Source organism: Desulfocurvus sp. DL1XJH-121, assembly GCF_054819825.1.
On the sequence record NZ_JBTVWW010000005.1, the window covers coordinates 1 to 26,569 of the forward strand.

The 26,569-nt window shown below is 68.0% G+C and carries 28 protein-coding genes; 12 read left to right on the forward strand and 16 right to left on the reverse strand.

Going from position 1 to position 26,569, the window contains the following annotated elements; genetic code table 11:
* Positions 1 to 143: 143 nt before the first annotated feature.
* Both ACYYG1_RS04835 and ACYYG1_RS04840 read right to left on the reverse strand, forming a co-directional pair.
* Positions 144 to 350 carry a hypothetical protein gene (locus tag ACYYG1_RS04835; protein WP_461209155.1) on the reverse strand — a complete coding sequence of 69 codons (207 nt, stop codon included), beginning with the start codon at positions 348 to 350 and terminating at the stop codon, positions 144 to 146.
* Between the two features lie 26 nt (positions 351 to 376).
* Positions 377 to 1,123, reverse strand: a complete 747-nt coding sequence (locus ACYYG1_RS04840) for an MBL fold metallo-hydrolase (RefSeq protein WP_461209156.1) — start codon at positions 1,121 to 1,123, stop codon at positions 377 to 379.
* Between the two features lie 152 nt (positions 1,124 to 1,275).
* On the opposite strand from ACYYG1_RS04840, the gene ACYYG1_RS04845 reads away from it, so the two are divergent.
* From ACYYG1_RS04845 to ACYYG1_RS04860, 4 genes are all read left to right on the forward strand, one after another.
* Positions 1,276 to 2,334: an FAD-dependent oxidoreductase gene (locus ACYYG1_RS04845; RefSeq protein WP_461209157.1), complete on the forward strand. Its 1,059-nt coding sequence runs from the start codon at positions 1,276 to 1,278 to the stop codon at positions 2,332 to 2,334.
* 169 nt (positions 2,335 to 2,503) lie between these two features.
* Positions 2,504 to 3,031 (forward strand): 4Fe-4S dicluster domain-containing protein, encoded by a 528-nt coding sequence (locus ACYYG1_RS04850; protein WP_461209158.1) that lies wholly within the window; start codon positions 2,504 to 2,506, stop codon positions 3,029 to 3,031.
* A gap of 42 nt (positions 3,032 to 3,073) precedes the next feature.
* Positions 3,074 to 3,370, forward strand: a complete 297-nt coding sequence (locus ACYYG1_RS04855; RefSeq protein ID WP_461209159.1) for an MTH1187 family thiamine-binding protein — start codon at positions 3,074 to 3,076, stop codon at positions 3,368 to 3,370.
* A 208-nt stretch (positions 3,371 to 3,578) separates the two neighbouring features.
* Positions 3,579 to 4,751: an MFS transporter gene (locus ACYYG1_RS04860; RefSeq protein ID WP_461209160.1), complete on the forward strand. Its 1,173-nt coding sequence runs from the start codon at positions 3,579 to 3,581 to the stop codon at positions 4,749 to 4,751.
* 47 nt (positions 4,752 to 4,798) lie between these two features.
* On the opposite strand, the gene ACYYG1_RS04865 is transcribed toward ACYYG1_RS04860, so the two are convergent.
* From ACYYG1_RS04865 to ACYYG1_RS04875, 3 genes are all read right to left on the reverse strand, one after another.
* Positions 4,799 to 6,238 carry a sensor histidine kinase gene (locus ACYYG1_RS04865; protein WP_461209161.1) on the reverse strand — a complete coding sequence of 480 codons (1,440 nt, stop codon included), beginning with the start codon at positions 6,236 to 6,238 and terminating at the stop codon, positions 4,799 to 4,801.
* 55 nt (positions 6,239 to 6,293) lie between these two features.
* Positions 6,294 to 7,079: a hypothetical protein gene (locus ACYYG1_RS04870; RefSeq protein ID WP_461209162.1), complete on the reverse strand. Its 786-nt coding sequence runs from the start codon at positions 7,077 to 7,079 to the stop codon at positions 6,294 to 6,296.
* Between the two features lie 66 nt (positions 7,080 to 7,145).
* On the reverse strand, positions 7,146 to 8,342 hold the full coding sequence (locus ACYYG1_RS04875; protein WP_461209163.1) for a diguanylate cyclase: 1,197 nt from the start codon (positions 8,340 to 8,342) through the stop codon (positions 7,146 to 7,148).
* A gap of 226 nt (positions 8,343 to 8,568) precedes the next feature.
* On the opposite strand from ACYYG1_RS04875, the gene ACYYG1_RS04880 reads away from it, so the two are divergent.
* Entirely contained in the window at positions 8,569 to 8,748 is a 180-nt protein-coding gene (locus ACYYG1_RS04880; RefSeq protein WP_461209164.1) for a hypothetical protein, read from the forward strand.
* A 7-nt stretch (positions 8,749 to 8,755) separates the two neighbouring features.
* Here the strand turns inward: ACYYG1_RS04880 and ACYYG1_RS04885 are convergent, their stop codons facing one another.
* Positions 8,756 to 9,223: a hypothetical protein gene (locus tag ACYYG1_RS04885; protein ID WP_461209165.1), complete on the reverse strand. Its 468-nt coding sequence runs from the start codon at positions 9,221 to 9,223 to the stop codon at positions 8,756 to 8,758.
* A 544-nt stretch (positions 9,224 to 9,767) separates the two neighbouring features.
* Between ACYYG1_RS04885 and ACYYG1_RS04890 the strand changes: the two genes are divergently transcribed.
* Together ACYYG1_RS04890 and ACYYG1_RS04895 are read left to right on the forward strand one after the other, a co-directional pair.
* Positions 9,768 to 10,958, forward strand: coding sequence for an iron-containing alcohol dehydrogenase (locus ACYYG1_RS04890; protein WP_461209166.1), 1,191 nt, complete (start codon positions 9,768 to 9,770; stop codon positions 10,956 to 10,958).
* A gap of 92 nt (positions 10,959 to 11,050) precedes the next feature.
* Positions 11,051 to 11,725: a hypothetical protein gene (locus ACYYG1_RS04895; protein ID WP_461209167.1), complete on the forward strand. Its 675-nt coding sequence runs from the start codon at positions 11,051 to 11,053 to the stop codon at positions 11,723 to 11,725.
* A gap of 9 nt (positions 11,726 to 11,734) precedes the next feature.
* Here the strand turns inward: ACYYG1_RS04895 and ACYYG1_RS04900 are convergent, their stop codons facing one another.
* Complete coding sequence (locus ACYYG1_RS04900; protein WP_461209168.1) at positions 11,735 to 12,637, reverse strand: AEC family transporter; 903 nt, start codon at positions 12,635 to 12,637, stop codon at positions 11,735 to 11,737.
* 350 nt (positions 12,638 to 12,987) lie between these two features.
* Here ACYYG1_RS04900 and ACYYG1_RS04905 point away from each other — a divergent pair, with 350 nt between their 5' ends.
* Positions 12,988 to 13,140 carry a hypothetical protein gene (locus ACYYG1_RS04905; RefSeq protein ID WP_461209169.1) on the forward strand — a complete coding sequence of 51 codons (153 nt, stop codon included), beginning with the start codon at positions 12,988 to 12,990 and terminating at the stop codon, positions 13,138 to 13,140.
* 286 nt (positions 13,141 to 13,426) lie between these two features.
* On the opposite strand, the gene ACYYG1_RS04910 is transcribed toward ACYYG1_RS04905, so the two are convergent.
* Positions 13,427 to 14,290: a hypothetical protein gene (locus tag ACYYG1_RS04910; protein WP_461209170.1), complete on the reverse strand. Its 864-nt coding sequence runs from the start codon at positions 14,288 to 14,290 to the stop codon at positions 13,427 to 13,429.
* Positions 14,287 to 14,703, reverse strand: coding sequence for a bacteriohemerythrin (locus ACYYG1_RS04915; protein WP_461209171.1), 417 nt, complete (start codon positions 14,701 to 14,703; stop codon positions 14,287 to 14,289). The genes ACYYG1_RS04910 and ACYYG1_RS04915 overlap by 4 nt, the downstream gene beginning before the upstream one ends.
* 173 nt (positions 14,704 to 14,876) lie before the next feature.
* Here ACYYG1_RS04915 and ACYYG1_RS04920 point away from each other — a divergent pair, with 173 nt between their 5' ends.
* A complete protein-coding gene (locus tag ACYYG1_RS04920) occupies positions 14,877 to 15,623 on the forward strand; it encodes a hypothetical protein (RefSeq protein ID WP_461209172.1) in 747 nt (248 codons plus the stop codon).
* A gap of 123 nt (positions 15,624 to 15,746) precedes the next feature.
* Here ACYYG1_RS04920 and ACYYG1_RS04925 read toward each other — a convergent pair whose 3' ends face one another.
* Entirely contained in the window at positions 15,747 to 16,340 is a 594-nt protein-coding gene (locus ACYYG1_RS04925) for a tetratricopeptide repeat protein (RefSeq protein ID WP_461209173.1), read from the reverse strand.
* 134 nt (positions 16,341 to 16,474) lie between these two features.
* Here ACYYG1_RS04925 and ACYYG1_RS04930 point away from each other — a divergent pair, with 134 nt between their 5' ends.
* From ACYYG1_RS04930 to ACYYG1_RS04940, 3 genes are all read left to right on the forward strand, one after another.
* Positions 16,475 to 16,687, forward strand: a complete 213-nt coding sequence (locus ACYYG1_RS04930; protein WP_461209174.1) for a hypothetical protein — start codon at positions 16,475 to 16,477, stop codon at positions 16,685 to 16,687.
* A gap of 21 nt (positions 16,688 to 16,708) precedes the next feature.
* Positions 16,709 to 17,581: a universal stress protein gene (locus ACYYG1_RS04935; protein ID WP_461209175.1), complete on the forward strand. Its 873-nt coding sequence runs from the start codon at positions 16,709 to 16,711 to the stop codon at positions 17,579 to 17,581.
* Positions 17,582 to 17,763: 182 nt separating this feature from the next.
* The gene (locus ACYYG1_RS04940) at positions 17,764 to 19,488 is read left to right on the forward strand and encodes an FAD-dependent oxidoreductase (protein ID WP_461209176.1); all 1,725 of its coding nucleotides are present in this window, start codon (positions 17,764 to 17,766) and stop codon (positions 19,486 to 19,488) included.
* 286 nt (positions 19,489 to 19,774) lie between these two features.
* Here the strand turns inward: ACYYG1_RS04940 and ACYYG1_RS04945 are convergent, their stop codons facing one another.
* From ACYYG1_RS04945 to ACYYG1_RS04970, 6 genes are all read right to left on the reverse strand, one after another.
* A complete protein-coding gene (locus tag ACYYG1_RS04945) occupies positions 19,775 to 19,945 on the reverse strand; it encodes a hypothetical protein (protein ID WP_461209177.1) in 171 nt (56 codons plus the stop codon).
* A 361-nt stretch (positions 19,946 to 20,306) separates the two neighbouring features.
* Positions 20,307 to 23,321: a proline dehydrogenase family protein gene (locus ACYYG1_RS04950; protein ID WP_461209178.1), complete on the reverse strand. Its 3,015-nt coding sequence runs from the start codon at positions 23,319 to 23,321 to the stop codon at positions 20,307 to 20,309.
* A 20-nt stretch (positions 23,322 to 23,341) separates the two neighbouring features.
* Positions 23,342 to 23,812: an Lrp/AsnC family transcriptional regulator gene (locus tag ACYYG1_RS04955; RefSeq protein ID WP_461209179.1), complete on the reverse strand. Its 471-nt coding sequence runs from the start codon at positions 23,810 to 23,812 to the stop codon at positions 23,342 to 23,344.
* Positions 23,813 to 24,163: 351 nt separating this feature from the next.
* Complete coding sequence (locus ACYYG1_RS04960) at positions 24,164 to 24,901, reverse strand: ABC transporter permease (protein WP_461209180.1); 738 nt, start codon at positions 24,899 to 24,901, stop codon at positions 24,164 to 24,166.
* Positions 24,901 to 25,635, reverse strand: coding sequence for an ABC transporter ATP-binding protein (locus ACYYG1_RS04965; RefSeq protein ID WP_461209181.1), 735 nt, complete (start codon positions 25,633 to 25,635; stop codon positions 24,901 to 24,903). Before ACYYG1_RS04965 ends, ACYYG1_RS04960 begins: the two co-directional genes overlap by 1 nt.
* A 1-nt stretch (position 25,636) precedes the next feature.
* Entirely contained in the window at positions 25,637 to 26,524 is an 888-nt protein-coding gene (locus ACYYG1_RS04970; RefSeq protein ID WP_461209182.1) for an ABC transporter substrate-binding protein, read from the reverse strand.
* Between the last annotated feature and the right edge of the window lie 45 nt (positions 26,525 to 26,569).

Genomic DNA, 26,569 nt, shown 5'->3' on the forward strand with positions numbered 1-26,569 from the left:
TGGGGCGCGGCCGCGCCACCCATTCCAACACTCCCGACAAACCAACGCCCTACCCGCGAGGGAACGCGGTGGGCGGGAGGGAGGGCAGAAGTGGTTTTGCGTAACGATAAAAAAGCGCGGCCCAAGCCAACCACCCCGTTCACCTACATATCCAACACACTGACCCCCTCCACATGAATATGCGGCGCCGCGTGCTCCAGGTCGAAGCGCGCCCGGGCCTTGCCCACGGCGTCTTCTCCCTTTTCGGCCTCGATGTTGTAGCTGTACATCTTCTCGCGCTGGGAGGGATGCAGGTCCTGGGCCTCGGGGCTCGTGTCGGTGGTCAGGATGAAGACCTTGAATCGTTTCATGGCGGTCTCGTATGTGGTTGTCTTGGCTAGAAGGTGAACGTCCGCGTGTCGCCGCAGGCCGCGTAGGTCATGAGGCGCACGCCTGCGGGCGCGAGGCCCCGGGCCCGGTCGCAGACGTCTTGGGGTTTTCCGAAATCGTGGGTCGGCACCAGGACCGGCGGGCGCACGGCCTCGGCGAAGCGCTGGAAGCCGCCCAGCCCCGGCAGGCGCAGATCGCAGTCCGTGAAGGCCAGGTCCGGGGCGAAGTCCCGGACCGCCTCGATGCTGCGGCCGAAGAAATTCCGCACCTGGGTCTCGGCGGCCCGGGCCAGCCCGGGCCAGAGCCATTCGGCCAGGTCCCCGCCGTAATAGATGCGCAGGCCCTCCAGGCGGATGAGGAAGGCCACGCCCAGGTCGTTGCTCTCCAGGGCCCGCACCGAGAGCCCGGCCACGTGCGCCTCCTCGCCCGGGTCGCCGCCGCCCGGGGCGTCCCCGGGCTCCAGGACCACGGCCCCGGGCAGGTCCAGCTCGGGCACCATGTCCGGCACGTCGAAGGACAGGGCCAGGGCCGCGCTGCGCGCCGCGCCCAGGGGCCCCAGGATGTCCGGGGAGCAGTGGTCCTCGTGGCTGTGGGAGAAGAAGGCCACCGCGTCCCGGTCCGCCAGGGCCTCGCGGACCACGGCCTCGGCCTCCGGGGGGCGGTGTTCGGCGCCCGGATAGTCGAAGACCAGGGCCAGTTTCCCGGCCCGGACCACAAAGCAGTTGTGGCAAACATAGGTCACCTGGACGTGCATGGGGCTCCTCCGCGCGGAGCCCAGGCTATACCGCCCCGGCCCCGGGCCGCAAGGGTTTTGGGGTTTGCAAGGCGCAGGGATTTGGCATAAATAGCAGATGGGGGGCCTTGCCCGGCGGCGCGGCCCCGTGAACCGCAACAGGATGCACGCATATGCCCAACAAGATGAACTTCGGCCTGTTCCGCGACGGGCCGGGAGCGCCCAACGGCCGCAAAGTGGCCATCGCCGGGGCCGGTCCCTCGGGTCTGGCGGCGGCCGGCTACTTGGCCTGCCGGGGATACCAGGTGGACGTCTACGACAAGATGCCCAAGGCCGGCGGCCTGCTGTATTTCGGGATTCCGGACTTCCGCCTGCCCGTGACGCGCACCGAGGCCGCTGCCAAGCGCCTGGAGGACGTGTACGGCGTGCGCTTCCACCTGCGCACCAAGGTGGTGGGCGCGGCCAGCGAGGCCCATGACGAGGGCGACGATTTCGACCACGGCGAGGTCCTTTTGGACGACCTGCGCCGGGACCACGACGCCGTGATCCTCTGCACCGGGTCCTGGCGCTCGCGGCGCATGGGCATCCCGGGCGAGGACCTGGCGGGCGTGCTCTCGGGACTGGAGTATCTGTTCCCCCTGCGCGGGGCCACCTGCTCCGAAGAGGTCTGCGTCATCAAGGCCGAGGCCAAGAACGTGGTGGTCATCGGCGGCGGCCTGTCCGCCGTGGACGCGGCGGACTGCGCCTTGCGCAACCACGCCTCGCGCGTGACCATGCTCTATCGCCGGACCATCAACGAGGCCCCCGCCGGGCCCTACGAGATCTGCCTGCTCCAGGATCGGGGCCTGATCTGGAAGGAATTGGCCGCACCCGTGCGCATCGTGGGCGAGGGTTCGGTCACGGGCGTGGAGTACATCCAGTGCGTGCTGGGCGAGCCCGACGAGTCCGGCCGCCGCTGCCCCCTGCCCCAGGACGGGTCCAACGAGGTCCTGGAGGCGGACATGGTCATCAGCGCCGTGGGCGAGCTGCCTTCCCTGCCCATGGGCGACAAGATCGACCTGCCCAAGGTCCGCAAGGGCGCCACGGCCTGGCCGCGCATGAGCATGCTCGAGGGCGTGTTCCTGGCGGGCGACGCCCTCACCGGCCCCAGCAAGATCGGCTGGGCCGTGAGCGGCGGGCTGGAGGCGGCCAAGTCCTTGGAGGAATGGCTGGATTTCAACCGCACCGCTTAGCAGACCGCCCCAAAACAGCGATCTGCGGCGTTGCTGCGAACAATGCAAACCCTCGCGTATTGGGATACGCTTCGGCCTTGCATTGTTCTTGCGCCTTGCATCTCACTATTTTTGAACGGCCTGCGCAGAATGATCTTTTCAACAAGCGGCCGGCTGTCGGAGTAAGGATATGCCCACGAGCACGCAAAAGACCAAATGGGTGGACTACAGCCGCTGCATCGGCTGCGAGTCCTGCGAGGCCATCTGCAAGTTTCTGTACGGCCTGCCGCGCATCCAGATGACCGAGACCGACGACGGCCTGGCCTTTCCCCTGTATTGCCACCACTGCGAGCACCCCATGTGCGTCAAGGCCTGCCCGGCCGGGGCCATCGCCAAGGACGAGGAGACCGGCGTGGTGCGCCACGACCCGTCCGTGTGCCGGGGCTGCAAGGCCATGAAGTGCATGGAGGCCTGTCCCTTCGGCGCCATCTACCACGCGGGCGGGGTGGTGCCGGTGACCAAGTGCGACCTGTGCAGCGGCCGCCAGCGCCTGGGCCTGGGCCCGGCCTGCATGGAGATATGTCCGGCCGAGGCCATCCACTTCGTGACCCGCGAGGAGCTCGAGGTGTTGCGCACCAAGGAGTCCAAGGTGGCCCAGAAGCTGGTCATGAAGCAGATCCGGGAAATGAAGGAAATGCGCCTCAAAGGCGGCAAGTAACGCGCGTCCCGGCTCGCCCGGGACGCGTCGGCGGAGACGGTCATGAGCGTGATAGTGGAACTGGCGATGTTTCCCATGGACAAGGGGGAGAGCGTAAGCCCCTACGTGGCCGGGGTTCTTTTGGCCATCCGCGACAGCGGCCTGCCCTACGACCTGAACCCCATGGGCACCTGCATCGAGGGCGAATGGGACGAGGTCATGGACTTGGTGGGGCGCTGCTTCAAGGACCTGCAGTCCAAGAGCGACCGCGTGTACATGACCATGAAGGTGGATTGGCGCAAGGGCCGCTCCGGCGGGCTTTCGTCCAAGACCGCCTCCGTGCGCGCCAAGATGGATTAGCAGACCGCCCCAAAACAGCGATCTGCGGCGTTGCTGCGAACAATTCAAACCCTCGCGTATTTGGATACGCTTCGGCCTTGAATTGTTCTTGCGCCTTGCATCTCACTATGTTGGGACGGCCTGCCAAGAGACTTATTCCCGAGGATCACGGCCCCCGGGGCCGCAACCGAGACAGACCAGAACCGCCTGCCGCGGCAGAGTACTATCCATGGAATCCCCATCCCGATCCCTGCTGCGCGACAGGAACCTGCGCATCCTCTTCGGCGTGACCCTGATGGTGGTCATGGGCGTGTCCAGCATCGCCCCCGCCTTTCCGCCCATCATCAAGACCTTCAACCTCTCGGCCCACAAGGTGGCCTGGCTGGTCACGGCCTTCACCGTGCCCGGGGCGGTGCTCACCCCCGTGTTCGGCATCATGGCCGACCGCTACGGCCGCAAGCGCATCCTGGTGCCGTCGCTGGCGTGTTTCGGGCTCTTCGGCGGGGCCTGCATCCTGGCCCAGAGCTTCCACGCGCTCATCGTGCTGCGCTTTTTCCAAGGCATGGGCGCGGCGGCCCTGGGCGCGCTGAACATGACCATCATCAGCGACCTGTACACCGGCCGGGAGCGCATCCAGGCCCTGGGCTACAACGCCGGGGTCCTGGCGCTGGGCACCACCATCTATCCGCTCCTGGGCGGCGTCCTGGCCCAGATCGGCTGGCGCTGGCCCTTCATCCTGCCCCTCATGGCCCTGCCTTTGGCCCTGGCCGTGGCCCTGGGCCTGGACTGCCCGAACCCCGAGCGCGACGTTCCGTTCATGGACTACATGCGCCTGGCGCTCAGGCGCGCCACCGAGCCCAAGGCCCTGGGCCTGTTCGTGACCACGGCCCTGACCTTCGTTCTGCTCTACGGGGTGCTCATCTCCTTCATGCCCCTGTATCTGCACGACACCTTCGGGGCCGAGCCCTGGGCCATCGGCACGGTGTACGGGGCCACCAGCCTGGGCACGGTGCTCGTGTCCGGCCAACTGGGGCGCATCGCAAAGCATCTCTCGCCGGTGCGCATCCTCGCCCTGGCCTTCGTGCTCTACGCCCTGAGCTCCGCCCTGGTGCCCCTCATGCCCGGGCTGTGGTGGATGCTGCTGCCGGTGCTGATCTTCGGCCTGGCCCAGGGCCTGAACATCCCCTGCGTGCAGTCCATGATGGCGGAATTGGCCCCCATGGAGCAGCGCGGCGCGTTCATGGCCCTCAACGGCATGATCCTGCGCATCGGCCAGACCCTGGGGCCCCTCATCGTGGGCGCGGCCTACGCCATGGACGGCTACGACGGGGTGTTCGAGTGCGGCGTGGCCCTGGCCCTGGTGGCCTTGGGGGTTGTTCTTACGGTGGTGCGCCGCAAGTAGCGGACTGTTGATGCAGCAGCCGTTTTTCGCGGCGACGCGGCGGTCCGCTAGGCCTTTCCCTCGGCGCGGGCGAAGCGCCGCAGGCTGAACTCCACCACTGCCACGGTCCCGGGGCCAGGTTCGAGGCGCAGGCTGCCCATGAGCTGGAAGGCCACGATGTTGTTCATCAGGCGCATGCCCAGGCTGGTGGCCTCGGCCGGATCGAAATCCTCGGGGATGCCCGGGCCGTCGTCGGCCACGCGCAGCCGCACCGTGTCTCCCTCCCGCGACAGGCCCACCCTGAGCTCCCCCTGTTTCCGGTCCTTGAAGGCGTGCTTGTAGGCGTTGGTCAACAGTTCGTTAAGCACCATGCCCAGGGGCGTGGCCGCGGCGATGGGCAGAAGCAGGTTCTCCGTGTCCAGGTGCGCGCTGACGTGGGCGGCCTGGAAGACCTGCACGAGGTAGGAGTTCAGGTTGCCCACGTATTCGGCCATGTCGATGCTGTCCAGGGTTTCGCTCTGGTAGAGCTGGCTGTGCACCAGGCTGATGCCGTGGACCTTGGAGGACAGCTCGGTGCACAGGTCGTGCACCTGGGAGTTGTCCGTGCGGCGGCTGGCCAAGTCCAGCAGGCTGACCACGATCTGCAGGTTGTTCTTGACCCGGTGGTGGATCTCCTGGAGCAGGGTCTCCTTTTCCGAGAGGGAACTGCGCAATTCCTCGGCCATGCGCATGCGCCGCGCCACCTCGTGCTCCAGGCGGCGGTTGGCGAGGGTCAGTTCGCTCGTCCTGTCGCGGACCTCGTTCTCCAGTTGCCCGCTGTGGCGCAGCAGTTCGGCCTCCGCGCTTCTGCGCCCGGCCAGCTCCCGGGACAGGCTGCGCTGCTGGCGCAGGAAATGCGTGGCCAGCAGGGCCATGAGCAGGGCCACGGCCGAGGCGTAGAGCCCGGCGGCCATGCCCGCCGGCCGCTCCAGGGCCATGGCCAGTTCCAGGAGCCCTCCGGGGTCTCCGGGGGGCTGGCGCAGGGGCAGACGCAGCACCACCGTGTTCAGGCCGCCCACCTTTTCGCCGGAGAACTGCGGCTGGTCCCCGGACAGAACGAGGTCCAGGACGGGCCCGGCGGGCGAGCCGATGCGCGAGGGCCAGGTGCTGGCCACGGCCGTCAGGGCCCCGTCCGGGCCCGGGACGTAGACCGAGATGCGCACCACGTTGGGGACGCCCGCGGCCGCGTCCTGGATGTCCTGCTGCATGCGCGGGGCGTCGGGCGGCGGCCCCAGGCCGCGCACCAGCATGCGCCCCAGGACCCTGGCCGTGGACAGCATGCGCGAATTCAGGGCGTCGCGGTCGTGGTAGAACAGGGATAGGGTGGCGAAGGCCGACAGGGCCAGGAACAGGACCAGGAGCACGGCCACGACCAGCATGTTCTTGCCCGGGGAGGTCCCGGCCGGAATGCGGGTGCCGCGGTCCCCGCAAAGCGGGGCCGCCGAGCCGTGGGATGGGGGCTGGTCCATGGCCCTATATAGCGCGCGTGAAGAAAAATGGGAAGGCGCGGCGGGCCGAGGGGGATCAGACGTAGACGTCCAGGGCCGCGCCCGGCGGGGTCTGGGCGGCGGCGTTCAGTTCGTCCAGGATTTCCTGCGCGGCCTGCTCCAGGGTGGCGGCGGCCCCGGGCGCGCCGTCCTGCTCCAGCCGGTCGGCGGCGTCGGCGACGCCCCGGCGCAGGTTGGTCAGGTTCAGGCCGTCCGTCAGGCTGTCGCGGATCATGTCCGCCACGCCGTCGGCCGCGTCCTGGCCCCAGGCCTGACTCACGGCGCTGGCCAGCCCGGGCACCGCCTGGGCGATGCTCGTTGTCTGCGGGGTCTGGGCGTAGAATAGCTCGCTCAGGCCGTTGTCGAAGTATTCGTTGATGCTGTCGTTGAGTTCGCCGTTGAAGCGGGAGATGACCTTGTCTCCGCCGCTGAAGCCGAAGTTGCGGTCCACGAAGGCGATGACCCCGAGCAGCCCGTTGCCCAGGCTGTCCTCGTCGATCTCCTCCTGGCCCACCTTGGAGTACACGATGCCCATGGCCGCCGTGGCCGCGTCCGATCCGAACTCCTCGCCGATGTATTCCATGGCCTCGGCCAGGGACGAGGCCAGCGTCGAGGTGTCCTTGTCCCCGTCCTGGGCGGCCTGGGCCATGCGCAGGGCCAGGTCCTGGGCGAAGCCCTGGGCCGCATCGGCCACGTCCTCCGAGGCCGGGGTGCGCAGGCTCGCGGACGCGAACTCCCTGGCCGGGGATTCGTCGGTCCCCGGGGTCACGCCCCATGCGGAGGTGTAACCCATGGGCTGGTAGGCGATGGAAGTGACGGTCATGGCTCTCCGCCCGCGCCCGTTTCAGGCGCGCGGCAGTCTCGTTATCGGCCGGTGCCGGGGCGGGCTTTAGGGTTTGGAGCGCCGCCGTCTGGGCGCGCCCAGGAAGGTCTCCAGGCGTTCGCGGTCCAGGGCGGGCAGGGGGGAGAAGTCGATGCCCATGTGCCAGGTGCCGTCGGGCGCGGCTTCGGACCATACGGAGCGGGCTCCGGGCACGTCCAGGCGCAGGTCGCCTCCCTCGCTGATGAGTTGCATGTCCAGGCGGCTGCCCGCGTCGATGCGCTGCTCCGCCGCACAGCGCACGCCGACCACGGAGATGTCCAGCACCCGCGCCGTGAGGTCGCCGCCGGAGTTGTCCGTGGGCGTGCAGCGGGCCGTGAGGCAGACCTTGTGCCTCCTGGCCCGGCGCAGTTCGTCGGAGACGTCGCAGGTGCGGTTGCGGCCCTGGCCCTTGGCCCGGTACAGGGCCCTGTCCGCGGCCTCGATGAGGGTTTCGGGCGTGGCGCCGTCGTCGGGGAACGAGGCCAGGCCCAGGCTCATGGTTATCCGCGACAGGGGCCGTCCGGCGGCGTCGCAAACCGTCTCCCGGGCCATGGCGGCCCTGATGCGTTCGGCCACCACCACCCCGTCCTCCCGGCTGGTGTGGGGCAGGATCAGAGCGAACTCCTCGCCTCCGTAGCGCACGGCCTGGTCCATGAGCCGGGCGCAGCGCCTGAGGACCTCGCCCGTGTGCTCCAGGGCCCTGTCTCCGGCGGCGTGGCCGTAGTTGTCGTTGAAGTCCTTGAAGTGGTCCAGGTCGGCCATGATCAGGGACAGGGGCCGTTTCAGGCGGCGGGAGCGTTCGATTTCCTTCTTTAGTTCCGGCAGGAAGTGGCGGCGGTTGTACAGGCCCGTCAAGTCGTCCACGATCATCAGCCGCGTGCAGTGGGCCAGGGTGTCCGCCTCCAGGGTCACGGGAGACTCCAGGTGCGGGCGCACGTTGATGAAATAGTCCACCACGCAGACAAGCAGGCCCAGGTCCCGGCCCGCGAGGCGGGTCAGGCCGCGGCGGTTGTCCAGGATGGCGGCCCAATGGGCGCGGGCCTCGTCATTGGGAAAGCGGATGTGGGTCAAAAAGGCGATGGCCAGGGCGAATATCCCCGGGCCGAAGAGTTTTTCCAGTCGCGCGCAAAAGGCCTCGGACGGCTCTCCGTCCTCCCGGGCGCAGGCGAAGAACGAGTCCAGCCGTTCCTGGCCCAGGTTGTGGAGCAATGGTTCCTCTGGCATGCGCGCGCTCCGGTGTTTTCCTCCGTCGGCGCCCGGCGGAGTGTAGGGCATTGTTTCAAACCTAATGGAATTTTGCCTTTGGAGTCAACGCGTCGATTTTTTCTTCTGGCGGAAGGGGCGGGTCGCCGTGCTTCACCTGCGGCCGGGGCTCTGGTATTCGGAAGACAGGCAACGACCCGCGTCCCCCCGGGCGCAGGGAAAGCGTGGAACTCAAGCGAGGTGACTCATGCAGCCGCAGGATGAAGCCAGGTTCAAGTACTGTCCCTTCCTGACCACCAAGGACGACAAGTTTCGCATGTGCCAGGGGGCGCAGTGCATGATGTGGCGCTACAAGCACTCGGAGAAGAAGGGCGAGACGGACCTGGGCTACTGCGGCTTGGCGGGCAAGCCCGCCGGGGCCATGTAGCGGGAGCCTATTCGGCGTCTTCGTGCCAGGGGTGGCTGAAGATCCAGTCCCCGCAGACGAGGCGGCCGTGGGGCGCGTCCCCGGGCAGGAGCTCCGGGCCCGGGGGGGGCGTGTCCGCGCCCGGGGCGACGATTTCCGCGCCCAGGGGGCAGCCCAGGGCGTAGGGCGGCAGCAGGCTCTCGGCGCCCTCGCGGCCCAGGGGGATGATCCGCCCCGCCAGGCGCGCGCAGGTTTCGCAGGGCGTGCGGCCCTCGCGCACCGTGACGCGGGCGTACACGTCCTCTCCGGACAGGGCGGCCTCGATGAGCTCCGTGGTCCGGCCCAGCACGCCGCCCAAACGGTCCATGAAGGCCTGGATGGCCTCGGGGTCGGCGTCGTGCTCCTCGAACATCAGCCAGATCACTTCGCCGGACAGGCGGCGAAACAGCGGGTGCAGGTCCAGGAGCCGGCGGGGAGCGGGGGCGGATCGCGACATGGCGCCTTGCTTACCTCCTTGGCCGGGGAACCGCAAGGCCGGGGCTTTTAGCGGACTTGACTTTGGTTCCGGCAGGGGCCATCCTCTCAAATAATGGGAGGAACTCCGTTCAAAGCGGGCGTCAGGCCCACGCTCCTCCCGCATCGGGCTCGGCGGAGGCCGGGCGCACAGGCGACACGGGCCAGGCGGACGGCAACCCTGGAACCAACCGCAACCCTGTTCGGCCACAGGCCCCGTTTCAAGACAATCTTGGAATATGGTCTTTCAACCTGGCAGCGGAGCGTCCCCGGGCAATGCATCCAAGGAACGCAACCTGAGGCAGGGCCCTGTTTCCCGGCAACGTCCGAGCTCCACCGAAACGTGGGCAGAGGCACGTCGTCAGACAGCTTGCAATAAGGCCGTCAGCCCCCGCCTCCCTTGTGGAGGCGGGGTTTTTTCCGGAAAAGAACAGGTGGCTGGGGGTGCTTCCCTTTATTTTCCATGCTACGGTGAAGGTGCCGGGGCGAGTGGTTCGCCAAAGCCGGTGGAAGCGGAGGGCGGATTGATGCAGCATGCAGGGCGCGACGTGAAGGCCGCAGAGGTTTCACAGGCCATGCACAGCTTTTTGGCTCCGGAGTTCGTGTTCGGCCCGGGTGCGAGCCTCAAGGCCGGGGAGGCCCTCAAGGGCCTGGGCGCCCGGCGCGTGCTCGTGGTGACCATGGCCGACCTGCGCGGTTTCGCCTGGCACGAGCGGTGCCTCGGGGGCCTTGCCGAGGCCGGGATCGGCTACGTCGTATACGACTCGGTTTCCCAGAATCCCCGCGACACCGAGGTCATGGCCGGGGCCGAATTCTACAAGACCCAGGGCTGCGACGCCATCCTGGGCCTGGGCGGAGGCAGCCCCCTGGACTGCGCCAAGGCCATCGGCGTGGTGGTGACCAACAACCGCCACGTCCTGGACTTCGAGGGCCAGGACAAGGTGGAGAAGCCCGGCCCGCCCCTGGTCTGCGTGCCCAGCACGGCGGGCAGCGCCGCCGAGGTCTCCCAGTTCGCCATCATCACGGACACGGAACGCTGGGTGAAGATCGCCATCATCTCCAAGACCATGATCCCCCATCTGGCCCTGGTGGACCCCGACGTCACCATGACCATGCCCCCGAGCCTCACGGCCAACACCGGCCTGGACGTGCTGACCCACGCCATGGAGGCCTACGTGTCCCGGGAGAGCTCGCCCGTGACCAGGCTCTTCTCCCTGGAGACGGTGCGCCTTGTGGGCGCGAACCTGGCCCGGGCCGTGGCCGATGGCGGCGACAGGGCCGCGCGCGAGGCCATGATGCTGGCCAGCATGTACGCGGGCCTCGGGTTCTCCAACGCCATCCTCGGCGCGGTGCACAGCATGGCCCACAGCCTGGGCGGCCACGCGGACCTGCCCCACGGCCTGTGCAACGCCCTGCTCCTGGACGTGGTGGCGGCCTTCAACTTCGACTCCGCGCCCGAGCTTTACATGGACGTGACCGGGGCCCTGGGCGTCGAGGTCGCGGGCCTGGACAGCGAACAGGGCCGCGAGGCGCTCATCGAGGCCGTGCGCTCCCTGAAGCGCGCCGTGGGCGTGGACAAGCGCTTGTCCGCCCTGGGCGTGAGCTCCAAGGACTTGGACAAGCTGGCCGAACTGGCCCTCAACGACCCCTGCATGGCCACCAACCCGCGCAAGCCCACCCTGGAAGACGTCAGGAGACTGTTCGAGCAGGCCATGTAGCGGCCTGGGGCGTGGGTAAATTTTTCGCCCCTTGCCTGCACGGTCCGCATTGTGGTCAACTGCGCCATGGACATTGCAACCGGCGGGACCAGATGGCAGGCTTCTTGAGAAGATTGTTCGGCAGGGCCGGCGCGCGGGCCGAGGCCCTGGAAAAGGACCCTTCGCTGGGCCGCATGGTGGCGGGGCTCCTGGAGAACTGCGAGTACGCCCTGTGTGCCGGGGACGGAGCCGCCGACCTTGCCGTGCACCTGGCCAGGCGCTTCCCCCAGCGCGAGATACTGGCCTGCGAGCCCAAGAGCGAACTCTGCCACCGGGCCATGAACAGCGCCGGCCAAGCCAAGAACGCCTATCTGCACAACGTCACGCCCGCCCAGTTCCTGGGCCTGGTGGAGACGGACAAGCCCTATCTCTTGGACAAGGACGTGCTGGTGGTGCTGAACGCCGCTGGCGGCGGGGCGGAGCGGCGCTTTTTCGACGAGGTGTCCTTCGTGGCCTCGCGCTTCGCGGCGGCCTATCTCCTGGTCCTGGGCTGCCGGGTTCCCGGGCGCGACGAATTCGCCTTCGAGAGCCATCGCGGCCGCGAATGCTCCCTCAAGAACCTGGCTCCGTCCCTGGGCGGCTCGGCGCATTCCGTGTTCGTGCCCGGGTACGAGGTGCCGGGCTCCAGGCGCCGCGCCGTGGCGGGTTGGTGCCTGATCGCCCTGGGGCGCAACGCCTCGGCCGTGCTTCCCGAGGAGGCCGCCGCCCTGGCGGCCAAGCCCGAATAATCCCTGTCGTTACGCCAGAAGGGCCATGGCCGTGGGAATGGTCAGGGCCGAGGCCATGGTCTGCACGGTGATGATGGAGGCCATGAGCTCCGTGTCCCCGCCCAGCTGCCGGGCCAGGATGAAGGACGAGGACGCCGTGGGCAGGGCCGCGAAGAGCACGGCCACGGCGCGGGCCTCGCCGTGCACGCCGAAGAGCATGCAGGACCCGGCGGCCAGCAGGGGAAAGACAATTAGTCCGCAGACGATGGCCGCGGCGATGCCCCGGGCGTCGCTGCCCATGTGCGAGAAGCGCAGGCCCGCGCCCACGGCCAGGAGGCCCATGGGCAGGGCCGCGCGGCTGAGCACGTCCAGGGTCTCGAAGAATACCCCGGGCAGGGGCAGGGCCGAGGCGTTCAGCGCTAGGCCGGCCCCGCAGCCCAGGATCAGCGGGTTGCGCAGCACCTCCATGAGCAGGCCCGCGCCGTGGCCGTTGCGCGCGGCTCCGTGCCGGGCCACCACGGTCACGCACATCAGGTTGTTGAGGATCACCGTGCCCAGGATGACCACGGCCGACAGGGTGATGCCCAGGTCCCCGTACAGGGCCGCGGCCCCGGCCAGGCCGATGTAGGTGTTCATGCGCACGCTGCCCTGGAAGACCGAGGAGAAGGCCGGGCCGTCGAAGCCCAGCCGCCTGCGCAGCGCGAGGAGGATGCCGCCCAGGACCAGGGCCGCGCAGAACGTGGCCATGGCCAGGGCCGGGGCGCCGCCGCCCAGGTCCGCCGGGGCCAGCTTGCTCACCAAGAGCGCGGGAAAGAGCACGTAGTAGGTGATGCGCTCGGCCAGGGGCCAGAAGGCGTCGCCCGGAAAATGGAAGCGGGACAGGGCGTAGCCCAGCAGAATGACGGCGAATACCGGGACAATGGCGGAAATCATCAGGGCCTCCAGGCCGGAATGCGGGGAACCGGGACCGGAGGGTAGCCCAAAGCCCGGGCATGTTCAACGGGGATGGCTTTGCACGGGCCGCGCATTGCCCGGTGCGGGAATTTGAGGCATTGTCCCGCCATGGAAGATGTTTCGTTCGAGTGCCGGGCCTGCGGCGGCAAGGCCGAGCTCAAGGGCCGCTGAGCCGCCGCCAGGGTGGTCTGCAGGTCCTGCGGGCTCGACGTTCCGGTCTCGGCGTACCGCGACGAGCTGGACCGCTGGAAGGAGCGGGCCTGCGAACCGGACGGGGACGAGGCTTGCCCCGCGCGCGCCGCGCGCGGGGGAAAGCGGGGAGGTGGCTCATGAGTTGGGTGCTGGCCGTGTTGGCCGCTGGCGTGGCCCTGTTCTTTCTGCTGCGGGCCAGGAACCAGGCCGCCAGGCGTTTCCGGGACGTGCTTGAGGCCCGGGCAAGGGACGACGAGGCCCGCAAGGGCAAGCTGGACCGCGACGCCTAACGCGGCCCGTCCCAAACGATCCATTTCATTGCTTCGGGAAATGCGGCCCCGCATTTCTCCGCGCTTCGCATCCCACAATTTTTGTGCGGCCTGCGCACAGTCTTCCCCCCCAAGCTGCGCAGGCTGCTGTCTTTCCTTCTTCCCGCGCAAGGGCCCCGCGTAGCGGACGGGCCACAAGTGTGCGGATGCCGCGTTTCTGCGAACGCCGCAAATCCTCACGTATTGGGATACGCGTCGGACTTGCGGCGTTCTTGCGCCTTGCATCCGCACACTTGTGGCCCGTCCGCTAGATGTCGGCGCGGACGTGGAACATCTTGTAGATAAGCCCCAGGCAGACCGCGAACACCGCCGCGCACACGCCCAGCGCAGTGTTCCAGTAGGGCGGCGAGGCCAGGGCCAGGCGGATGAGCAGGGTGGCCAGGGCCAGGCCCGAATTGCGGAACACCGCCTCGAAGGAATGCAGGAAGCGCTGGGCGATGATGACCACGAAGATGTCCGAGAAGATCAGCACCGTGTAGAAGACCAGGAAGAAGTGTACCAATTCGCGGCCCATGGCCATCTGCCAGGCGTTGAACAGCCCCAGCCCGGTGAAGGTTCCCAGGAGGATGAGGGCCAGGACCTTTTTGGCCACCACAAAGGAATACAGGGCCGCGCCGTTGCGCACGCGGTCCCTGTTTTCGGTTATGCGGCGGTAGTAGAGGAGCATCAGGAACACGGCCAGGGCCCCGAACCCGTCGCAGAGGATGCGCAGGATGATGTCCAGGTGCTGGGGCATGCTCACCAGTTCCTGCAGGTTCACCAGCTCCTTGAAGGCGTTGCGCAACAGGATCAGGGACAGGATCTCGAACTGCTTGCCCATGGAGCGGGAAAAGGAGCAGGGCAGCACGAAGATCATGCCCGCCACCTCCAGCACCAGCAGCAGGGTGAAGGCCGCGTTCACCGCGTAGAACGGGTTGTCCGGCACGATGCGCGAGAGGTGCGCCGGGAGCAGGCCCAGGCGGTCCGCCTCCACGGCCGCCAACACGCCCAGGAAGCAGAAGGCCATGGCCGTGACCAGGATGCGCTGGGTGGATTCGCGGTCCCAGCGGTGGTGCAGCCAGTCGAAGACGTCGGCTCCGCTTTCCATGATTCTGGGAAAGAGTTGCGTCATGGAGTTTGATCGAGGTTTTTGCCCAGGCAGCGTCCCAGCCTGCGGTCGGTCTTGAGGATGTGGTTGACCAGCCAGTCCTTGAGAAAGACCAGGATCTCCTTGCCCAGCTTGGGGTTGATCTCCGCCACGTGGTCGGAGAAGAAGTCCAGGGCCTTGAGGTTGCACTCCATGTGCTCCTCAAGATGCCGTTCCTGTTCCGGATAGTCGCAGGCCGTCATATAGCGCTCTTCCGTGGTGAAATGGTAACGGGTGTATTCGGTGAGTTCCTCGGCGGCCCGGCCCACGGCCTCGGGGTTGCAGCCCTGGGAGCAGGCCTCGTGCAGGGTGTTGATGATGGCCAGGAGCTTTTTGTGCTGGTCGTCGATCTCCTCGACGCCCACGGTCATGCGTTCGTCCCATTCGATGAAGGGCATGGGGCCTCCTGTGTGCCGCGTGTTGCCGCCGCTCGGGTCTGTCGCCGCAGTTTACCAGCTTAAGCCGCAAGGCCCGGGCTTGGCAAGGCGGCCTTGCCTGAATCCCTTGTGTTGGGGCATAGTCGGGTCCCCCGCGCGGCTCACCGCGCGGGCACGGGAGTTGTGGGATAGACATGAGCGACAAATCCGTATCCGAGGCCGTCCGCGAGCTGGAACAGCTCAGGGACGAGGGCTATCTGGGCGAGGAGCAGTTCCGGCGCGAGATGCGGGAGCTCTTGGAGCGCGTGGAGAACGGGCCCCCAGCCCCGGCCGAGCCCGAGGCCGCCGCGCCCCCGAAAAGCCCTCCCGCCCCCAAGCCCGCCCCGGCCCCCAGGCCCAAGCCCGCCGAGCCCGGCCGGGTGCTGGTGCGCGGCAAGGTGCCCTGGGACGACGCGGGCGGGGCGCGCGTGCGCCTGTCCGCGCCTCGGCAGACGGATGACGAGTCCGGAAACGGGCCCGTGACCGTCGGCCCCGGGATCAAGCCCCTGAACCCCGTGCAGCGCGAACACCTGGCTCGCATGGCCGTGCGCACCAACAAGGCGCTCAGCCAGCGCCGCGACCCCAACGTGGCCTTTCTGCTTTCCCTGTTGCTGCCCGGTTTGGGCCAGACCTATTTCGGGGACTACGGCTCGGGCGTCCTGCTGATGCTGCTGGGCGGGGCCGGCTGGATCGGGGTGGTCATGCAGGAGTGGTGGGTGCTCTACGTGCTCGCGCCCTTGTGCCTGCTTTCCGGAGCCCTTGCCCAGCGCTCGGTGCAGGCCAAGAACCGCTACCTGGACCAGCGGAACCTCATGGAAGCCCGGGTCAGGAAAGAGGAATCGCGTCTCAACGTGGAGAAATCCATCCGTCAGGCCGGGGCCCCCCCGGCGAGGCCGCGCTAAGACAGGCTGTCCCAGAACGCACGATTGCTGCGTTGCTGCGGAAAATGCAAACCTCGCGTACGGGGTCTGCGTCGGCCTTGCATTTCCCTTGCGCCTTGCACTCGCACATTCTGGAACAGCCTGTCAGCTTTCTTCTTGCAGCAATTCTTCCTTGCGGGCTTGGATGGCTTCTTCCACCTCGTCGGCCACGGCGGCGATGTCCGGGGGCTCCGGGGATTTGAGGAGCGCGGTCTGCACGTTCAGTTCGCGCATGATGCGCACTTCGTCGGGGTTGAAGTATCCCTCCCAGGCCTCCACGGCCTTGTCCGGCTTGTTCAGGCGGCAGTGCGCGAGGCCCAGGTACAGGGAGGAGAAGTTGTCCTTGCCCGCCTCGCGCAGCACGCGGTCGAACTCCACCCGGGCCTGGACGTAGCGGCCCAGGCGGTAGTGGCAGTAGGCCACGCGTTTGCGGGCCTCCAGGTGCGCGGGGAAGAGCTGGATGCATTCCCTGTACAGGGGGGCGGCGGCTTCGTAGTCCGCGCGGGCGAAGGCGGCGTTGCCCTGGGCGAAGGCTTCCTTGGCGCGGGCGGCATCGTCCTTGCTCACCCCCTCCGTGGCCGCCGCCAGGGATCCGAAGTCCCGCCTGGGCTCCGGCTCCCCGCTCTCGCGGCGGACCTTGCGCAGCCCGGCGAACAGGAAGTCCCGGCGCGAGAGTCCGTTGTCATTCTTCTTGGCCACGTGCGGCTCCTTTGGCTGAATGAGGGGCAGAATACCCAAAAGCGCACGGGGGTCAACCGAGCCGGCTTGCCGGGTGCGCGCGGGCGGTGTATGCAGGCCCCTGTCCCGACCCGCAATTCCCCTGGGAGGAACGCATGAAATACGTTCTCGTGGCTGGATTCATCCTGCTGGGCCTGGTAAACCTGAATCTGGTGCGCTCGGCCCTGAAGACCGGGCGCGTTCAGTCCCGGATGCTGTCCATCGTGCGCAAGGAGTCGCCCACGGGCTTCTGGACGGCCATCCTGTTCCAGGTACTCATCAGCGCGGTCTGCTTCGCCGTGGCCGCGTATCGACTGTCCTACGACTGACCGCGTGGGATGGAGGCCGCCATGGACAAGAATCTGCTGGTCGTCATGGGCGAGGGCGCCGAGACCCTGGACGAGGTCCGCTTCATCCTGGGCTTTTTCGCCGCGCCCGAGCACCTCAGCCTGACCTTCTTCCATACTGTGACCAACCCGGGGCGGCTGCTGCCCGGGGACACGGGCGCCAGCGTCCGGGACCTGAGCTGCGGCGTTGGCCCTAAGGACCGGGAGGCCGACCGGGGGCTGGAGCGGGCCCGCCGCCTGCTCTGCGGCCACGGCTTCGAAGGCTCGGGCATGCGCGTCAAGACCCTGTTCAAGCGCTACGCGTCGGTGCGCGACGTGATCATGGAGAGCGAACAGGGCTTGTACGACGCCGTGGCCATGGGTCCGCCGGGCGTGGACTGGCTGGAGCAGGCCTTTGGCGACGGCGTGGGGCGCGAGGTGCTGGAGGACTACGCGGGCGCGCCCCTGTGGATCTGCCGGGAGGTGGAGGAGGAACGCTCGGGCGTGCTCCTGTGCATGGACGGCTCCGCGTCCAGCCTGGCCATGGCCGACCACGTGGGCTTCATGCTGGAGCACGAGGCCAGGCACAGGGTGACCCTGTACACCGTGGCGCCCGAGGGCGAGGACGGCGAGGCCCAGGGCCGGGAGGCCCTGGGGGCGGGCATGGCCGCGCTCCTGGACAACGGCCTGCCCGAGGAGCGCATCGACGCGCGTCTGGTGCGCGGGGCCGACGTGCCCGGGGCCATCCTACGCGAGGCCCGGGAGGGCCGCCACGCGGCCGTGGCCATGGGCCGCACGGGCACGGGCCAGGGCCGGTTCCCCCGCCTGTTCATGGGTTCGGCCAGCGACACCGTGCGCCGGGAGCTTTCGGGCGCGGCCCTCTGGCTCAGCCGCTAGACTTCTCCCCTGTCTTTCAGGTTGGTTACCCCTGACGCGAAGCCGCCGGGGGCCCGCCCCCGCGCGGGGTTCAAAAACGCGGGCCATCGTGCTACGAACCGGACTTCCCATTCCTGTTCCCTCCACCGCCTGGCCGCGTCCGGCCCGGAGGCGCGGATACTCAGACGCAAGGAGAACAATCCATGCCGAGGAAGATAGTCATCATCGGAGCCGTGGCCCTGGGGCCCAAGGTGGCCTGCCGCGCCCGGCGGCTGGACCCGGAAGCCGAAATCATCGTCGTGGACCGGGATTCGGTCATCTCATACGGCGGCTGCGGCATTCCCTATTATGTGAGCGGAGACATCCAGGACGCCAAGGAGCTCTGCTCCACGGTCTACCACGCCGTGCGCGACCCCGCGTTCTTCGGCCGCTACAAGCGCGTGGACGTGCGCACCCGCACCGAAGCCCTGTCCGTGGACCGCAAGGCCAAGAGCGTCCGCGTGAGAAATCTCGACTCGGGCGAGGAATACGACCTGGCCTACGACACCCTGGTCTTCGCCACGGGCTCCTCGCCTTTCGTGCCGCCCGTGCCCGGCGCGGACCTGGAGGGCGTGCACACCGTGGCCAACCTGCACAAGGCCGTGCTGCTCAAGGACAAGATCAGCGAGGGCCGGATCGACAGCGCCGTGGTGGTGGGCGGCGGCGCCATCGGCCTGGAGATGGCCGAGGCCCTGACCGCTCTGTGGGGCATCGAGACCACGGTGGTGGAGATGTGCGACCACATCCTGCCCCAGGCCATGGGCCCGGACCTGGCTCTGATGCTGGAAAATCACATGCGCGACAACGACGTGCGGGTCATGCTCGGCACCCGGCTCATGGAGATCACGGGCGACGCCGAGGGCCGCGTTGCCTCGGTGAAGACGGACAAGGGCGAGATCCCCTGCCAGCTGGTGATCTTCGGCGTGGGCGCGCGCCCCAACACGCAGATCGCCGTGGACGCCGGGCTGGCCGTGGGGCCCTTCGGCGGGCTGCTCGTTGACGCGCGCATGCGCACGTCCGACCCGAGCATCTATGCGGGCGGCGACTGCTGCGAGGTGCGCAACCTGATCACCGGAGGCTCCACCTACCTGCCCCTGGGCTCCCTGGCCAACCGCCAGGGCCGGGTCATCGGCACCAACGTGGCCGGGGGCAACGAGCGCTTCGAGGGCGCGGTGGGCACCTTCTGCATCAAGGTCTTCGACCTGGGCGCGGCCAAGGCGGGCCTGACGCTGAAGCAGGCCCGCGAGGCCGGGTTCGACGCCGAGGCCGCCCTGGTGGTCATGGCCGACCGGGCGCATTTCTTCCCGGGCAACGAGCTGATGTACATGACGCTCATCGCCGACCGCACCACCCGCCGCGTGCTGGGCATCGAGGCCGTGGGCCCGGCGGGCGACGCGGTCAAGGCCCGGGTGGACGCGGTGGCCGCGCTGCTCAAGTACAAGCCCGACCTGGACGACATCTCCAACCTGGAGGTGGGCTACGCCCCGCCCTTCGCCTCGGCCATGGACATCGTGAACGCCGCGGGCAACGCCCTCAAGAATATCCTGGACGGCTACAGCGAGCCCGTGGACGCCGTGAAGTTCCTGGAGATGCTGAAGGACGAGGACAACGTGTTCGTGGACGTGCGGGCCGAGTCCGTGTCCAAGAAGATGCAGGCCATTTACGGGGACCGCTGGATCACCCTGCCCCAGGACGACCTGCCCGACCGCTACGACGAGTTGCCCCGGGACAAGCGGCTGCACGTGTTCTGCAACACGGGCCTGCGCTCCTACGAGAGCCAGCTCTTCCTGCGCGAGAAGGGCTTCACGAACCTCAAGAACATCGCGGGCGGCTACGCCGTGGCCCGGCTGCTCAAGCCCGGCATCGACGAGCAGGACGGCGAAGACTAGCGCCGCTCCTCACCCGGTGAGACGACAAAGCCCCGGTCCCTGCGGACCGGGGCTTTTTGCTTCGGCTAGTGCGAGCAGCTCGTTCCAAAATGGTGAGATGCAAGGCGCAAGGAATTGTTCGCTGGCCGTCCTGGCCAGCGCCCCTGCGGGCGACGCGCTTCGCTGCGTCGACCAATTTTGCTTTCCGGTAAAATTGTCAAGACCGACGCGTACTCCCGTACGCGAGGGTTTGAATTTCCCGCAGCAGCGAAGCGACGCCGCAGATCGCTGTTTTGGGGCGGTTTGCTCAGCGGAGGTCTTCGGCCGGGAAAAACAGGGGGCAGAATCTGCCCTCCATGCGCACGTAGACCCTGTCGGACCATTGCAGTTTTCCGGCCTTCACGGGCGGGGTGGTCAGGGAGTCGATTCCATACACGGCCAGGAGAGTCAGGAACAGAAAGAGAAACGTCAGGCGCACGCGGGGGAGTCTCCTTGGGGGAATTAATTGCAGCATGGGCGCACAGGAGCAAGGCGCGTGCCGAAGGGAAATGTTTGTTTTTTATAACATACTGGAATCTATATATTTGCCAAGGATGTAAATGCGCGCGACGCACACGATCCCCCCGCCGAAGCGGGGGGATCGTGTGCGTTTTGGGGTGGTTCGCTAGGCCGTTCAAAAGCGTGCGAGCGCAAGGCGCAAGGGAAATGCGAGGCCGACGACCGACTAGCTGTTAGGCGAGTCTTCGAGCCTTACAGATATCGAGAGCAGAGCTGTACTCCCCATACGCGAGGGGTCGCATTTCCCGCAGCAACGCGGCGGGCGTGCGGTTTTCAACGGTCTAAATCCAGTCGTCGCCTTCCTCAATGGGCGCAAACCCCCGCCGCATGGTGTTTTCGCAGACCACGTAGGGGTCCATGAACTGCAGCAGGTAGTCCGGGCCGCCGGCCTTGGAGCCGATGCCCGACATGTTGTAGCCGCCGAAGGGATGGCGCTCCACCAGGGCGCCGGTGCAGTTGCGGTTCAGGTACAGGTTGCCCACGTTGAAGCCCGTGCGGGCCTTGTTCAGGTTCTCGGGGCTGCGGCTGAACACCGCGCCCGTGAGGGCGAACTTGGTGGAGTTGGCCATGTCCAGGGCCTCGTCGAAGTCCTCCGCACGCATCACGGCCAGCACCGGGCCGAAGACCTCCTCCTGGGCGATGCGCTGCTCCGGGGTGATGCCGTCCACGATGGTCAGGGGCGCGTAACAGGCCTTGTCCAGGTCCACGCCCTCGGGCAGGCGCTTCACGAGCAGGTTGCCCTCCTGGGCGGCCAGGCCGGCGTAGTCCGTGACGCTCTTCTGGGCCGCGCGGTCCACCACCGGGCCCATGGAGCAGGCCGGGTCCTCGGCCGGGCCCAGGCGCAGGGAGCGGGCCGCCTCCACCAGGCGGGACACGAACTTGTCGTACACCGCGTCCAGCACGATGACCCGCGAGCAGGCCGAGCACTTCTGGCCCTGGAAGGCGAAGGCCGAATAGATGGTGTGGCTGATGGCCTCGTCCAGCTCGGCGTCGTCATCCACGATGATGGCGTTCTTGCCGCCCATCTCGGCGATGACCTTGGTGCATTGGAGCTGGCCGGGCGCGGGCACGGCGGCGGTCTTCATGATGTGCAGGCCCACCTCCATGGAGCCGGTGAAGGCCACCATGTGCACGTCCTTGTGGCCCACCAGGTAGTCGCCCATGACCGAACTCTTGCCCGGGGTGTAGTTGAACACGCCGTCGGGCAGGCCCGCGGCCTTGAAGGCGTCCACCAGGCCCCGGCCCACCACGGAGGACAGGCCCGAGGGCTTGTAGAGCACGCAGTTGCCCGTGACTATGGCCGCGGCGCACATGCCGCAGGAGATGGCCATGGGGAAGTTCCAGGGCGCGATGACCGCGGCGATGCCCTTCCCGCGGTACTGGTACAGGGACAGCTCGCCCGGAGCGCTGCCCATGCGGCGCGGCTGGCCCAGGCGGATCATCTCGCGGGCGTAGTATTCCAGGAAGTCGATGGCCTCGCCCAGGTCGGCGTAGGCCTGATCCCACTGCTTGCCCACCTCCAGGGTCTGCAGGGCGCTCATCTCGAAGATGTGCTCGCGCATGTAGGCCGCCGCCTTGACCAGATAGGCGGCGCGCTCCCCGGGCGCGGCGGCGCGCCACGCGGGCAGGGCGTCCCTGGCGGCGGCCAGGGCGCGGTCGATCTCCGCGGTGCCCGCCTGGCAGACGTGGCCGATGATCTCGTCGGTGTCCGCCGGGTTGTAGGAGGGCAGGGTCTCGGCGGTGGTCACGTCCTGGCCGCCGATGAACAGGGGATAGGTGCCGCCGCCGTTTTCGCGCACGGCCTGCACGGCCTCGGCGTAGGCCGCGCGGACGGCCGGGATGGTGAAGTCCGCCGGGGGCTCGTTCTCGAAGGGCGGCAGGCCCTGGCCGGGCTCGGCGGCCTTGGCCTGTTTGGCCTCGCGCTCGCGCTGGGCGGTGGCGGCCGGGTCTTCCAGGAGGCGCTGCACGTCGGCCTCGTCGGCGAAGCTCTGCTTGAGGAAGGACTCGTTGGCAGTGTTCTCCAGGAGGCGGCGCACCAGGTAGGCCATGCCCGGGATGAGCTCGCCGTAGGGGCAGTAGAGGCGCACGCGCTTGGCCACGTTCTTGAGGCCCACGCGCACGGGCTCGGCCATGCCGTAGAGCACCTGGAACTCGTAGCGGTCCTCGGGCACGCCCAGGGCCAGGGCGGTCTCCTGCACCGCCGCTATGGTGCGCACGTTGTGCGACGCGCAGGCCAGACGGCAGATATCGTTGTTTTCCAGGATGTAGCGGGTGTTGCGCTCGTGGGCCGCGTCGGACTCGGCCTTTATGGTGTACACGGGCACGTCCCAGCCGTTCTGCTTGGCGCGCACGGTCTCGAAGTCCCAGTAAGCGCCTTTGACCACGCGGATGGTGATGGGCAGGTTCTCGTCCCGGGCCCAGGCGATCATGTTGCGCACGTCGTCGTCGGTGCAGGTGAGGTAGGTCTGGAAGACGATGCCCAGGTGCGGGTGGCTCCTGAATTCGTCGTAGGAGCGCAGGCGCTTGAACAGCTCGATGGTGATCTCGCGGTATTCCAGGGACTCCATGTCGATGCACATGGCCCCGCCCATGTCGATGACCCGGCGGTAGACCGGGGCGATGCGGTCGAACAGGGCCTGCACCGAGCCGTCCACGTCCCGGGCCTTGATCTGGGAATAGAAGGCCGTGGGCTTGATGGACAGGTTGATCATGGGCTCGCCGCCCCAGTCCAGGCCGTTGCCCTTGTCGTCCAGGGGCGTGAGCTTGGACTGGGCCTCGGCCAGGGCGTCCAGGAGGTCGAGGTGCTCCTGCAGGCGCGCCTCGGCCTCGGCCTCGCTCATGGTGGCCTCGCCCAGGATGTCGATGGTGAAGGCGAAGCCGTCCTTGCGGAGCTTGATGATGTTCTTCACGGCCTCGCGGGCGTCCTGGCCCACGATGAACTGGCGGCCCATCTTCTCGATGTTGGAGGAGATGGCCTTGGCCATGAGCTTGCCGCCCAGCTTGCCCGCCAGGCCGGCGCTTTTGAGCCCCGCCTTCATCACCGGGGGCAGCTCCCCGCCGTCCGAGGCGAAGTATTCCTCGATGTGGCGGGTCAGGGATTCCGTGGTGGTCAGGGTGGGCAGCACGTCCACGAAGCGGAAGAGCTTGACCTTGAAATCCTCGTTCTTCATGGACCAGTCCATGACCTTGCCGGTCCACCAGCCCTTGTTGAAGATGGACGGCGCTTCGCCGCTGATGCTGGCGAAAAAGGCCCTGCCGCGTTCCACGATTTCGGCGTCGAGTTCCTGGCTGTTCATGCGGATTCCCCTGTGTTGCCTTATGGTTGGGATATGATTTTCGGGCCGATGGTCTCCTTCACGGAGCCCAGGACGATGGTGGAGCGCGTGTCGCGCACGCTCTCTATGCTGCCGATCTTGCGCAGCAGCTCTCCCAGTTCCTCGGTGTCGGCGACGCGGACCTTGATGAGATAGGCGTCCTGTCCGGCGGTGTGGTGCACCTCCAGAACCTCGGGCAGCTCGGCCAGGGCCTGGCCCGAGCGCGTGGAGCCCACGGCGTCCTCGGCATGCACGAAGGAGAAGGCGGTCAGCCCCAGGCCCAGGGCCTTGGGGTCCACGCGCGTCTCGTAGGCCAGGATTACGCCGTTCTTCTCCAGCTTGCGGATGCGCTCCAGGACGGCCGAGGGCGCCTTGCCCACGCGCCGGGCGATCTCCGCGTTGGAAATGCGGGCGTTGTTCTGCAACAAGTCCAGTATCTGCCGGTCCACGTCGTCTATGCAGTTCTTTTTCATGGTGCTTTCAGCTAATTCCAGCGGCCCGGCAATGTCAAGAACGAAATTCGTAGAAATTGACAATAAGCAGATGATTATGCGGAGTTTTAGCATTAATTCAGAATTATCAACTTTGATAATGTAAAATTGCAGACGAAACACGGTTTCGCGCTTCGGCCTTGCCGGGCGCGTGGGAACAGGGGGAGACAGGAGAGGCGGGTTTCGAAGTGCAGTCAGTGACGGTCTGTTCACAAATGTGCGGATGCAAGGCGCGAGGGAAAGGCAAGACCGACGCGTATCCCAACGCTTCCGCTACGCGAGGTTTTGCCTTTTCCGAAGCAACGAAGCAGACGTGCGTTTGTGGGCAGACCGTCAGCCGCGCCAGCGGCAGGCACGTTTTTCCAGGGCGTTGGTGATCTCGTAGAGCAGGACGCCCAGGGCGCTCATGCCGAAGATGCCCGCGAACATCTCCTCGAAGTCCAGGCGGCCCCAGGCGTCCATGATGAACCAGCCCAGGCCCTGCTGCGTGGCGAAGCTCTCCACGAAGAAGAGCACGGCCACGGCCGTTCCCGTGCCCAGGCGCAGGGCCGTGAACCCGTGGGGCAGGGCCGCGGGCAGGAGCACGTGCCTGAGCGCGTGGCCGTAGCCGCCGCCCAGGGAATGGATGGTGTCCAGGTACTTGGGATTGATGGTGCGTACCCCGTCGCGGGTGGTGACCAGGATCTGGTAGGCCAGGATCAGGCAGATCATGGCCACGCGCGAGGTCTCGCCCAGGCCGAGGAGCAGCAGGAACACGGGCAAAAGCACGATCTTGGGGACGGGGTAGGTCAGGAACACGAAGGGCGCCAGGGCCGCGTCCAGGCGCGGGAGGCTGCCCATGAGGATGCCCAGGGGGAAGGCCAGGCCCCAGGCCAGGGCCATGGCCGCGCAGGCGCGCAGGGCGCTGGCCCGGGCGTGGCCCCAGAAGGCGGGTTCCCCCAGCTGGCCCAGGAACGCGGCCAGGGCGGCCCCGGGGCGCGGCAGCACATCCCCGGCCGGGCCCAGGGCCAGGAGCTCCCAGGCCCCGAGGATGATCAGGACCACCAGGGCGTAGCGCAGGGCCGCGCGCATCAGCTTGCCTCCGCCAGGGCCGCGCGCACGGCGCGGGCGGTCTCGTGGAAGGCCGGGGCGTCGCGGTGCCCGGGGCTGGCGAAGGCCGGGTTGTCCACGCGGGCCGTGACGTGCGCCGGGTCCCCGCCCATGACCAGGATGCGGCGGCCCAGGAACACGGCCTCCTCCACGCTGTGGGTCACCAGCACGTAGGGCGCGCCGCGCCGCTGCCAGGTGGCCAGCAGCGCCTGCTGCAGCTTTTCGCGGGTGATGAAGTCCAGGGAGGAAAAGGGTTCGTCCATGAGCAGCAGGCGGGGCCGCACGGCCAGGGCCCGGGCGATGGCCACGCGCTGCTGTTCGCCGCCGGACAGGCGCGCGGGGTAGTCGTTTTCGCGCCCGGCCAGGCCCATCTCCGCGAGCATGGCCCGGGCGGCGGCTTCGCGCTCGGCCCGGGGCGCGCCCTGGATGCGCAGGCCCAGGCCCACGTTGTCCAACACGGTCTTCCAGGGCAGCAGGCCGTAGTCCTGCAGGATGATGGCGATGTCGCGGCTGGGGCCGCTGACGGGACCGCCGCCCAGGAGCACCTGGCCGGAGCTGGGGGCCGTGAGCCCGCAGAGCATGTACAGGAGCGTGGTCTTGCCGCAGCCCGACGGCCCCACCACGGCCAGGGTCTCGCCCTGGGCCAGGGTGAAGGACACGCCGCCGACCACGTCGCGGCCCGCAAAGGCCTTGGCCAGTTCGCGGGCTTCCAGCACCCTAGTCCCCCACCAGCTCCGCGTAGGGCAGGCGCGCGTCCAGCAGGCCCTTCTTCAGCATCCAGCCCTGGACCTGGCCCACGGACTCGGGCGAGGGCAGGTGCGGCTCGGGGAACGCGGGCAGGGGGAAGTCCGCCGCCAGGGACTTGGGCACTCGGCAGGCCCGGACCATGAGTCCGCGATGGGCCTCGGGCTTGTCGCGCAGGGAAGCGAGGGCCTCGGCGTAAGCCGCCATGAAGGCTTCCCGCGCGTCCATGCGCGCCCTGGACAGGCAGATCACCGTGAGCGGGATGCCCAGGTCCGCGTCCGTGCCCAGGATCTCGCCCCCGCGCGATTCCACCAGGGCGGCCAGGGGCTCGGGCAGGATGGCGTAGCCCAGCTGCCCGGCCAGGAGCATCTGCATGCGGATGGGGATCTTCTTGACCTCCATGCGCGTGAAGGTCCGGCCCGCCGCCGTGTCGCCCGGGGCCATGAGGTCCAGGAGGAATTCCATGATCGTGGTGCTGGAATAGCCCAGGGGCGCGCCCGCCTTGGCGCCCTTGGGCGAGGCGGCCAGGGCGAACATGCGCCTGCCCGGGGTGGTGGCGTAGGACACCGTGACCATGCGCATGGGCACGCCCGCGCGGATCAGGGTCAGGGTGGCGATCATGTCCCCGAAATAGCCGTCCAGCTCGCCGCTGGCCATGGCCGTGTCGCGCTCCATGGCGCTCGCGAAGGGCACCAGCTCCACGTCCAGGCCGTGGGCCGCGAACAGGCCGTCGGCCATGGCCACCCGCAGGGGCAGGGTGTCCAGCACGGGCAGCACGCCCATGCGCAGGGCCTCGGCCCGGGCCGGAGCCGGGGTGAGGAGGAGCACGGCGAAGAGGAGCGGCGCAAAACGTCTGAGCATGGGGGTTCCCTCGGGATGGATCGCGAATGGGACCTGAGTACCCCC

Coding starts and splice junctions, on each gene's coding strand:
- ACYYG1_RS04835 (WP_461209155.1), bottom strand. CDS start 350: ATGAAACGATTCAAGGTCTTCATCCTGACCACCGACACGAGCCCCGAG.
- ACYYG1_RS04840 (WP_461209156.1), bottom strand. CDS start 1,123: ATGCACGTCCAGGTGACCTATGTTTGCCACAACTGCTTTGTGGTCCGG.
- ACYYG1_RS04845 (WP_461209157.1), top strand. CDS start 1,276: ATGCCCAACAAGATGAACTTCGGCCTGTTCCGCGACGGGCCGGGAGCG.
- ACYYG1_RS04850 (WP_461209158.1), top strand. CDS start 2,504: ATGCCCACGAGCACGCAAAAGACCAAATGGGTGGACTACAGCCGCTGC.
- ACYYG1_RS04855 (WP_461209159.1), top strand. CDS start 3,074: ATGAGCGTGATAGTGGAACTGGCGATGTTTCCCATGGACAAGGGGGAG.
- ACYYG1_RS04860 (WP_461209160.1), top strand. CDS start 3,579: ATGGAATCCCCATCCCGATCCCTGCTGCGCGACAGGAACCTGCGCATC.
- ACYYG1_RS04865 (WP_461209161.1), bottom strand. CDS start 6,238: ATGGACCAGCCCCCATCCCACGGCTCGGCGGCCCCGCTTTGCGGGGAC.
- ACYYG1_RS04870 (WP_461209162.1), bottom strand. CDS start 7,079: ATGACCGTCACTTCCATCGCCTACCAGCCCATGGGTTACACCTCCGCA.
- ACYYG1_RS04875 (WP_461209163.1), bottom strand. CDS start 8,342: ATGCCAGAGGAACCATTGCTCCACAACCTGGGCCAGGAACGGCTGGAC.
- ACYYG1_RS04880 (WP_461209164.1), top strand. CDS start 8,569: ATGCAGCCGCAGGATGAAGCCAGGTTCAAGTACTGTCCCTTCCTGACC.
- ACYYG1_RS04885 (WP_461209165.1), bottom strand. CDS start 9,223: ATGTCGCGATCCGCCCCCGCTCCCCGCCGGCTCCTGGACCTGCACCCG.
- ACYYG1_RS04890 (WP_461209166.1), top strand. CDS start 9,768: ATGCAGCATGCAGGGCGCGACGTGAAGGCCGCAGAGGTTTCACAGGCC.
- ACYYG1_RS04895 (WP_461209167.1), top strand. CDS start 11,051: ATGGCAGGCTTCTTGAGAAGATTGTTCGGCAGGGCCGGCGCGCGGGCC.
- ACYYG1_RS04900 (WP_461209168.1), bottom strand. CDS start 12,637: ATGATTTCCGCCATTGTCCCGGTATTCGCCGTCATTCTGCTGGGCTAC.
- ACYYG1_RS04905 (WP_461209169.1), top strand. CDS start 12,988: ATGAGTTGGGTGCTGGCCGTGTTGGCCGCTGGCGTGGCCCTGTTCTTT.
- ACYYG1_RS04910 (WP_461209170.1), bottom strand. CDS start 14,290: ATGACGCAACTCTTTCCCAGAATCATGGAAAGCGGAGCCGACGTCTTC.
- ACYYG1_RS04915 (WP_461209171.1), bottom strand. CDS start 14,703: ATGCCCTTCATCGAATGGGACGAACGCATGACCGTGGGCGTCGAGGAG.
- ACYYG1_RS04920 (WP_461209172.1), top strand. CDS start 14,877: ATGAGCGACAAATCCGTATCCGAGGCCGTCCGCGAGCTGGAACAGCTC.
- ACYYG1_RS04930 (WP_461209174.1), top strand. CDS start 16,475: ATGAAATACGTTCTCGTGGCTGGATTCATCCTGCTGGGCCTGGTAAAC.
- ACYYG1_RS04935 (WP_461209175.1), top strand. CDS start 16,709: ATGGACAAGAATCTGCTGGTCGTCATGGGCGAGGGCGCCGAGACCCTG.
- ACYYG1_RS04940 (WP_461209176.1), top strand. CDS start 17,764: ATGCCGAGGAAGATAGTCATCATCGGAGCCGTGGCCCTGGGGCCCAAG.
- ACYYG1_RS04950 (WP_461209178.1), bottom strand. CDS start 23,321: ATGAACAGCCAGGAACTCGACGCCGAAATCGTGGAACGCGGCAGGGCC.
- ACYYG1_RS04955 (WP_461209179.1), bottom strand. CDS start 23,812: ATGAAAAAGAACTGCATAGACGACGTGGACCGGCAGATACTGGACTTG.
- ACYYG1_RS04960 (WP_461209180.1), bottom strand. CDS start 24,901: ATGCGCGCGGCCCTGCGCTACGCCCTGGTGGTCCTGATCATCCTCGGG.
- ACYYG1_RS04970 (WP_461209182.1), bottom strand. CDS start 26,524: ATGCTCAGACGTTTTGCGCCGCTCCTCTTCGCCGTGCTCCTCCTCACC.